A 5686-nucleotide genomic window follows, 5' to 3' on the forward strand; every position below is an offset into this window, starting at 1 on the left:
ACCACATGGGCATGCTGGCCACGGTGATGAATGCCCTGGCGATGCAGGATGCCATCGAGAAGCGCGGCGGTTTCGCCCGCGTGATGAGTGCGATCCCGATCCACGACGTCGCCGAAGACTTCATTCGCCGCCGCGCGGTACGGCATATCGAAAAGGGACGTATCGCGCTGTTTGCCGCCGGCACCGGCAATCCCTTCTTCACCACCGATTCCGCCGCAGCGCTGCGCGCGGTGGAAGTAGGCGCAGACTTGCTGCTGAAAGCCACGAAGGTCGATGGCGTCTACACCGCCGACCCCGCGCGCCACGCCGATGCCACGCGTTATGAGCATCTCAACTACGACCAGGTGATCGAACGCAAGCTCGCCGTGATGGACACCGCCGCCATCGCCCTGTGTCGCGACCACAAGATGCCGATGCGCATTTACGACATGACCGTGCCGGGTAACCTGATGCGCATCATGCAGGGTGAAGCGGTGGGTACGCTGGTCGACTGACTCGCCCGGGGCGAGGGATGAGCAGAAAGGGCGCAAGTCCGAATGCATGAGGTGCTTCAACGCGTGGCTGGTGCTGTCGCAAGGTGGCACGCCACCTCAGGTTGGCGGGTTCTACGCCCTCACTACTGGCTCCCCGCCCCTGAACTCCAGACCTGCCCTTTCGCGCCGGGCGACCCTGCTATACTCGTCCGCTTGCACGTTTAAAGGGTGAACCCCATGCTCAACGACATCAAGAACGATGCCCAGACCCGCATGGGCAAGAGCATCGACTCGCTCAAGCACAGCTTGACGCGTCTGCGCACCGGCCGCGCGAGTACCTCGCTGGTCGACAATATCAAGATCTCCGCCTATGGCTCGGACATGCCGCTGAATCAGGTGGCTTCCGTCAGCCTGGGCGATGCCCGTTCGATCATCATTACACCGTTCGACAAGAGCCATGTGGCTCCGATCGAGAAGGCCATCATGGCTTCCGATGTCGGTATTACCCCGACCACCGCCGGCACCGTGATCCGCCTCAACCTGCCGCCGCTCACCGAGGAGCGCCGCAAGGAACTGGCCAAGCACGTCTCGCATGAAGGCGAAGAAGCAAAGATCGCCATTCGCAACGTGCGGCGTGATGCACTGCAACAGGTCAAGGACCTGCAGAAGAAGAATGAAATCACCGAGGACGACGAGCGTCGCGCCGAGGACGAAATCCAGAAGCTGACCGATCGTTTCGTCAAGGAAGTAGACGAAGTCGTCAAGCACAAGGAACAGGAGCTGATGGCCGTCTAACGGCCATCGGGCTGCCCGGTCGGGGACCAGGCAGCCCTTCCTGCATAATCGACACATCAGGACGTGCATCGCAAAAAGCGTACAGGCACATCCGTTGTTCACCCGCTCCTGGCGGCCTCACTCACTGAGCAGAAGGCAGCGCGGTTTCGCCTACGCACCCACTCATGACCGATCCCAAGCCCCGCCCGGTTCCGCGCCATATCGCCATCGTGATGGATGGCAACGGACGTTGGGCCAAAGCACGCCACCGCCCTCGTACCTTCGGCCACAACGCCGGACGCAAGGCCGTGCGCGAAGCGATCGAAGGCTGCATCCGGCAAGGCGTACAGGCACTGACGCTGTTCGCGTTTTCCAGCGAGAACTGGCAGCGTCCCGAGGACGAAGTCGGCGCGTTGATGGAGTTGTTCGTCCGCGCACTCGACAAGGAAATGGACGAACTGCATGAGCAACAGGTGCGCGTACGCTTCGTCGGCGACCTTTCCGCCTTCGAGCCGGCGTTGCGGCAACGCATGACTGGTGCCATGTCCCGCACCGCAGGCAATACTCGGCTACACCTCAACGTCGCGGTGAACTACGGCGGTCGCTGGGATATCGTGCAGGCGGCCCGCAAAGCCGGTGAGGCAGTGGCGCGCGGTGAAATTCGTCCGGACGACATCGACGAAAAACTGTTTGGGCACTGGATCTGCCTATCCGAGCTACCACCGCTGGATCTGTTCATCCGCACGGGCGGCGAATCCCGCGTGAGTAATTTCCTGCTCTGGCAGCTCGCTTATGCCGAGCTCTACTTCACCGAGACCTTGTGGCCGGACTTCGATCAGGCCAGCCTCCAGGCGGCCATTCATGACTACACTCGCCGCGAACGCCGTTTCGGCCTGACCGGCGAACAGGTCGCCGAGCGCTGACGAGGACCCCATGCTCCAGCGAATCATCACTGCACTGCTGCTGTTTCCAATCGCCCTGCTGCTTATCTTGTGGCCGCCGATGGATATCTTCGCGCCCCTGGTTGCCGTGGCCTTCCTTGCAGCCATCTGGGAGTGGACCAGCCTCTGCGGCGTCTCGGGCATGGCGTCACGCATCGCCCTGCTTGGGGCATCGGCCGTGCTGTTCGGCGTGCTGTGGTGGCTGCGCGACAGCGGCCTGTGGCCCGTCATGGTCGTCGTCGGCGTTGCATGGTGGATCGTGGCCTGCCAATGGCTGCGGCATTTCGCCTTCGGTGCCTCGCCCACGCGAGAAAATCGCCTGATCAAGCTGACCGCTGGCGCGTTCGTCATCTTTCCAGCCTGGGTCGCGGGCCTGGTGATCCGGCGTGACGATCCGCACGGCCACCTGTGGACGTTCCTGGCCCTGGCCATCGTATGGGCGGCCGATATCGGCGCTTATTTCAGCGGCCGTTTCCTGGGTAAGCGCAAGCTGGCACCCACCATCAGCCCCGGCAAGACCTGGGCGGGCGTCTACGGTGCTTTCGTGGCAGGCGCGCTCGTGGCAGGCATCGGCGGATGGCTGCTGGGTGTCCATGGCGCCAAGCTTGCCGGACTGCTGGTGCTGGCGGTGTTCACCGTCATCGCCTCCATCGTCGGCGATCTGCTGGAAAGCCTCATGAAGCGCCACGCGTCCGTGAAAGACTCGGGCGCCCTCTTCCCCGGCCATGGTGGCCTGCTCGATCGCCTGGATAGCGTGTTCGCCGCCTTGCCCGTGTTCGCCGCGGGCAAGCTGCTGCTCGGCCTGTGAGGAACGCCTGCGTGCATAAGGTCGCCATCCTGGGCGCCACCGGCTCGATTGGCGGCAGCACCCTCGACGTCATCGCCCGTCATCCGGATCGCTTTCGCGCCACCGTACTCACGGCCCAGCGCAATGTCGACGCGCTGGTCGCGCTGTGCGTCACGCACCGCCCGGAACTGGCGGTCATCGCCGATAGCGCCCTGGAGGCGCAACTGGCGCAGCGCCTGCGCGCCGCAGGGGTACATTGTGCCGTGGCCAGCGGGCATAACGCCCTGGCCGAGGCAGCCGCCGGTTCGCTTTGCGACACGGTCGTGGCCGCCATTGTCGGGGCCGCCGGGCTCGATTCCTCGCTCGCGGCCGCGCGCTCAGGCAAGCGGCTGCTGCTGGCGAACAAGGAATCGATCGTCATGGCCGGCCAGTTGCTGCTGCAAGCCCTGGCCGAGGGCGGCGGCGAGCTGATCCCGGTGGATTCCGAACACAACGCCATCTTCCAGTGCCTGCCAGGGGGCAGGCCCGATCTCGATCTCAGCGGCGTGCGGCGCCTGATCCTGACCGCATCGGGCGGCCCCTTCCGCGGCCGAAGCCGTGCCGATCTGGCCGGCGTCACACCCGACCAGGCCTGCAAGCACCCCAAATGGGTCATGGGGCGCAAGATCTCGGTCGATTCGGCTACCTTGATGAACAAGGGGCTGGAAGTCATCGAGGCACATTACCTGTTCGCCGCTCCAGTCGATCGTATCGACGTGCTGGTCCATCCGCAGAGCCTGGTGCACTCACTGGTAGAATACGTCGATGGCTCCACGCTCGCCCAGCTCGGCAACCCCGACATGCGCACGGCCATCGCTCACGCCCTGGCATGGCCCGAGCGCATCGAGGCCGGGGTATCGATGCTCGATCTGGCCGCCAGCGGCACGCTCACCTTCGAAGCTCCCGACCTGGCCACATTCCGTTGCTTGGCCCTGGCCTATCAGGCGCTGCGTGCCGGCGGTGACGCGCCAGCCCTGCTGAACGCGGCCAACGAAGTGGCCGTTGAAGCCTTCCTGGCCGGCGCCCTCTCCTTTCTTTCCATCGCCGACGTCGTCGAAAGCGTTCTTACGGAACTGCCGCCCGCCGCCGTGGTCGATGTCCCTACGCTGGTAGAGCGCGACCGTATGGCCAGGGATGTGGCCCGACGGGTGCTCTGCAACGCTTGCTGATAAGCTAGGGCCCTCTCGCGGACACGTTTCTTAGATGAATCCTTTCTTTGGCTCGATATTCTGGCTACTGGTCACGCTTGGCGTGCTGGTGACTTTCCACGAGTTCGGCCATTACTGGGTCGCTCGCCGTTGTGGGGTCAAGGTGCTGCGCTTTTCCGTGGGCTTTGGCAGCCCGCTGTGGAAGCGCACCGGCAAAGACGGCACCGAATACTGGATTTCGGCCATCCCGCTGGGCGGCTACGTCAAGATGCTCGACGCCCGCGAAGGCGAAGTAGACCCGGCCCTCAAAGACCAGGAATTCACTGGCAAGCCTATCTGGAAACGCATCGCCATCGTCGCGGCAGGGCCGGCGTTCAATCTCATTTTTACCGTAGCCGCCTTCTGGGTGATGTTCATGCTGGGCAAGCCGGATATCGCCCCGCTGATCACCGCCGCTCCGCAGACCATGGCTGCCCAGGCCGGCATCCGCGACGGTGACCGCGTGCTTGCCGTGGACGGCAAGCCGATGGAAACCTTCAGTGACACCATGGAAGCCATCGCCAACGGCCTGCTCGGCCGCGAGCCGCTGCCGCTGACCGTGCGCGACCCCGATGGCACCCAGCGCAACCTGACATTGCCTCTGGACAAGCTGCCGGCCGGCCAGGACATCGGCCAGTACATGGACAAGCTCGGTATTGAACCAGCCGAACTGCCGCCGATCGTGGGCAAGGTCACGCCGGGCTTGCCTGCGGCCGCAGGCGGCATGCAGGCCGGTGATCGCATCCTCAGCGTCAACGGAAAGCCAGTCGCCAAGTGGTCGAACTTCACCGAGATGGTGCACGCCACGGCGGCGCAATCGCCGGCGCTGGCTGTCGTGGTCGACCGTGCGGGCAAGACCGTGCCATTGACAGTCACCGCCGTTTTCGCCTCCCAGCAGGGCATGCCGAAGAACTGGATCATTGGCGTGGAAGGCAAGGCCCGTGAGCCGGTCATGCAGCATTTCGGTCCGGTGCGAGCCTTCAGCGAGTCGCTCAAGTCCACCTGGGACCGCGCGGCCACCACACTGAACATGATCGGCAAGCTCATCTCCGGCCAGGCCTCCACCAAGAATCTTTCCGGCGTGGTGGGCATCGCGCAGGTAGCCAATGCGTCCGCCAGCCTGGGGCTGACCCGATTCCTGGAATTCCTCGGCCTGGTGTCGCTGAGCCTGGCCATTCTCAACCTGCTGCCTATCCCCGTCTTGGACGGGGGCCACCTGCTGTATTACCTTATTGAGTTGGTCAAAGGCAGCCCTGTCAGCGAGCGAGTCGTGATAGCCGGACAATACGTCGGCCTCGCATTGATCCTCACCATGATGGGACTGGCGTTCTACAACGACATCCACCGCATCATCCTGCCTTCGTGACGCAAGCGGTTCGTGCCGTACCGGGGGGAGCACCTGGGGCACACGAATCGCGCGCTGGGGCAGGACGTCGTCTGAGGGGCGACGACATGCGTTGAGATGTCTTCTTCCGTGTCTTTCGT

General features: G+C 64.0%; 6 protein-coding genes. All 6 read left to right on the forward strand.

Features of this window, described 5'->3' with window-relative positions:
• Positions 1 to 494, forward strand: a 494-nt coding sequence (locus VF436_RS17015; RefSeq protein ID WP_330905228.1) for a uridine monophosphate kinase, incomplete at its 5' end; no start/stop codon positions are given.
• A 216-nt stretch (positions 495 to 710) separates the two neighbouring features.
• Positions 711 to 1268 carry a ribosome recycling factor gene (gene frr / locus VF436_RS17020; protein ID WP_330905229.1) on the forward strand — a complete coding sequence of 186 codons (558 nt, stop codon included), beginning with the start codon at positions 711 to 713 and terminating at the stop codon, positions 1266 to 1268.
• 164 nt (positions 1269 to 1432) lie between these two features.
• Positions 1433 to 2170 (forward strand): polyprenyl diphosphate synthase, encoded by a 738-nt coding sequence (uppS, locus tag VF436_RS17025; protein ID WP_330905230.1) that lies wholly within the window; start codon positions 1433 to 1435, stop codon positions 2168 to 2170.
• A gap of 10 nt (positions 2171 to 2180) precedes the next feature.
• Positions 2181 to 2996, forward strand: a complete 816-nt coding sequence (locus VF436_RS17030; RefSeq protein WP_330905231.1) for a phosphatidate cytidylyltransferase — start codon at positions 2181 to 2183, stop codon at positions 2994 to 2996.
• A gap of 11 nt (positions 2997 to 3007) precedes the next feature.
• A complete protein-coding gene (locus VF436_RS17035; RefSeq protein ID WP_330905232.1) occupies positions 3008 to 4183 on the forward strand; it encodes a 1-deoxy-D-xylulose-5-phosphate reductoisomerase in 1176 nt (391 codons plus the stop codon).
• Between the two features lie 34 nt (positions 4184 to 4217).
• Positions 4218 to 5567 (forward strand): RIP metalloprotease RseP, encoded by a 1350-nt coding sequence (rseP, locus tag VF436_RS17040; protein WP_330905233.1) that lies wholly within the window; start codon positions 4218 to 4220, stop codon positions 5565 to 5567.
• Positions 5568 to 5686: the final 119 nt, after the last annotated feature.

The organism is Dyella sp. (assembly GCF_036384435.1).
Classification (GTDB): Bacteria; Pseudomonadota; Gammaproteobacteria; order Xanthomonadales; family Rhodanobacteraceae; genus GSA-30.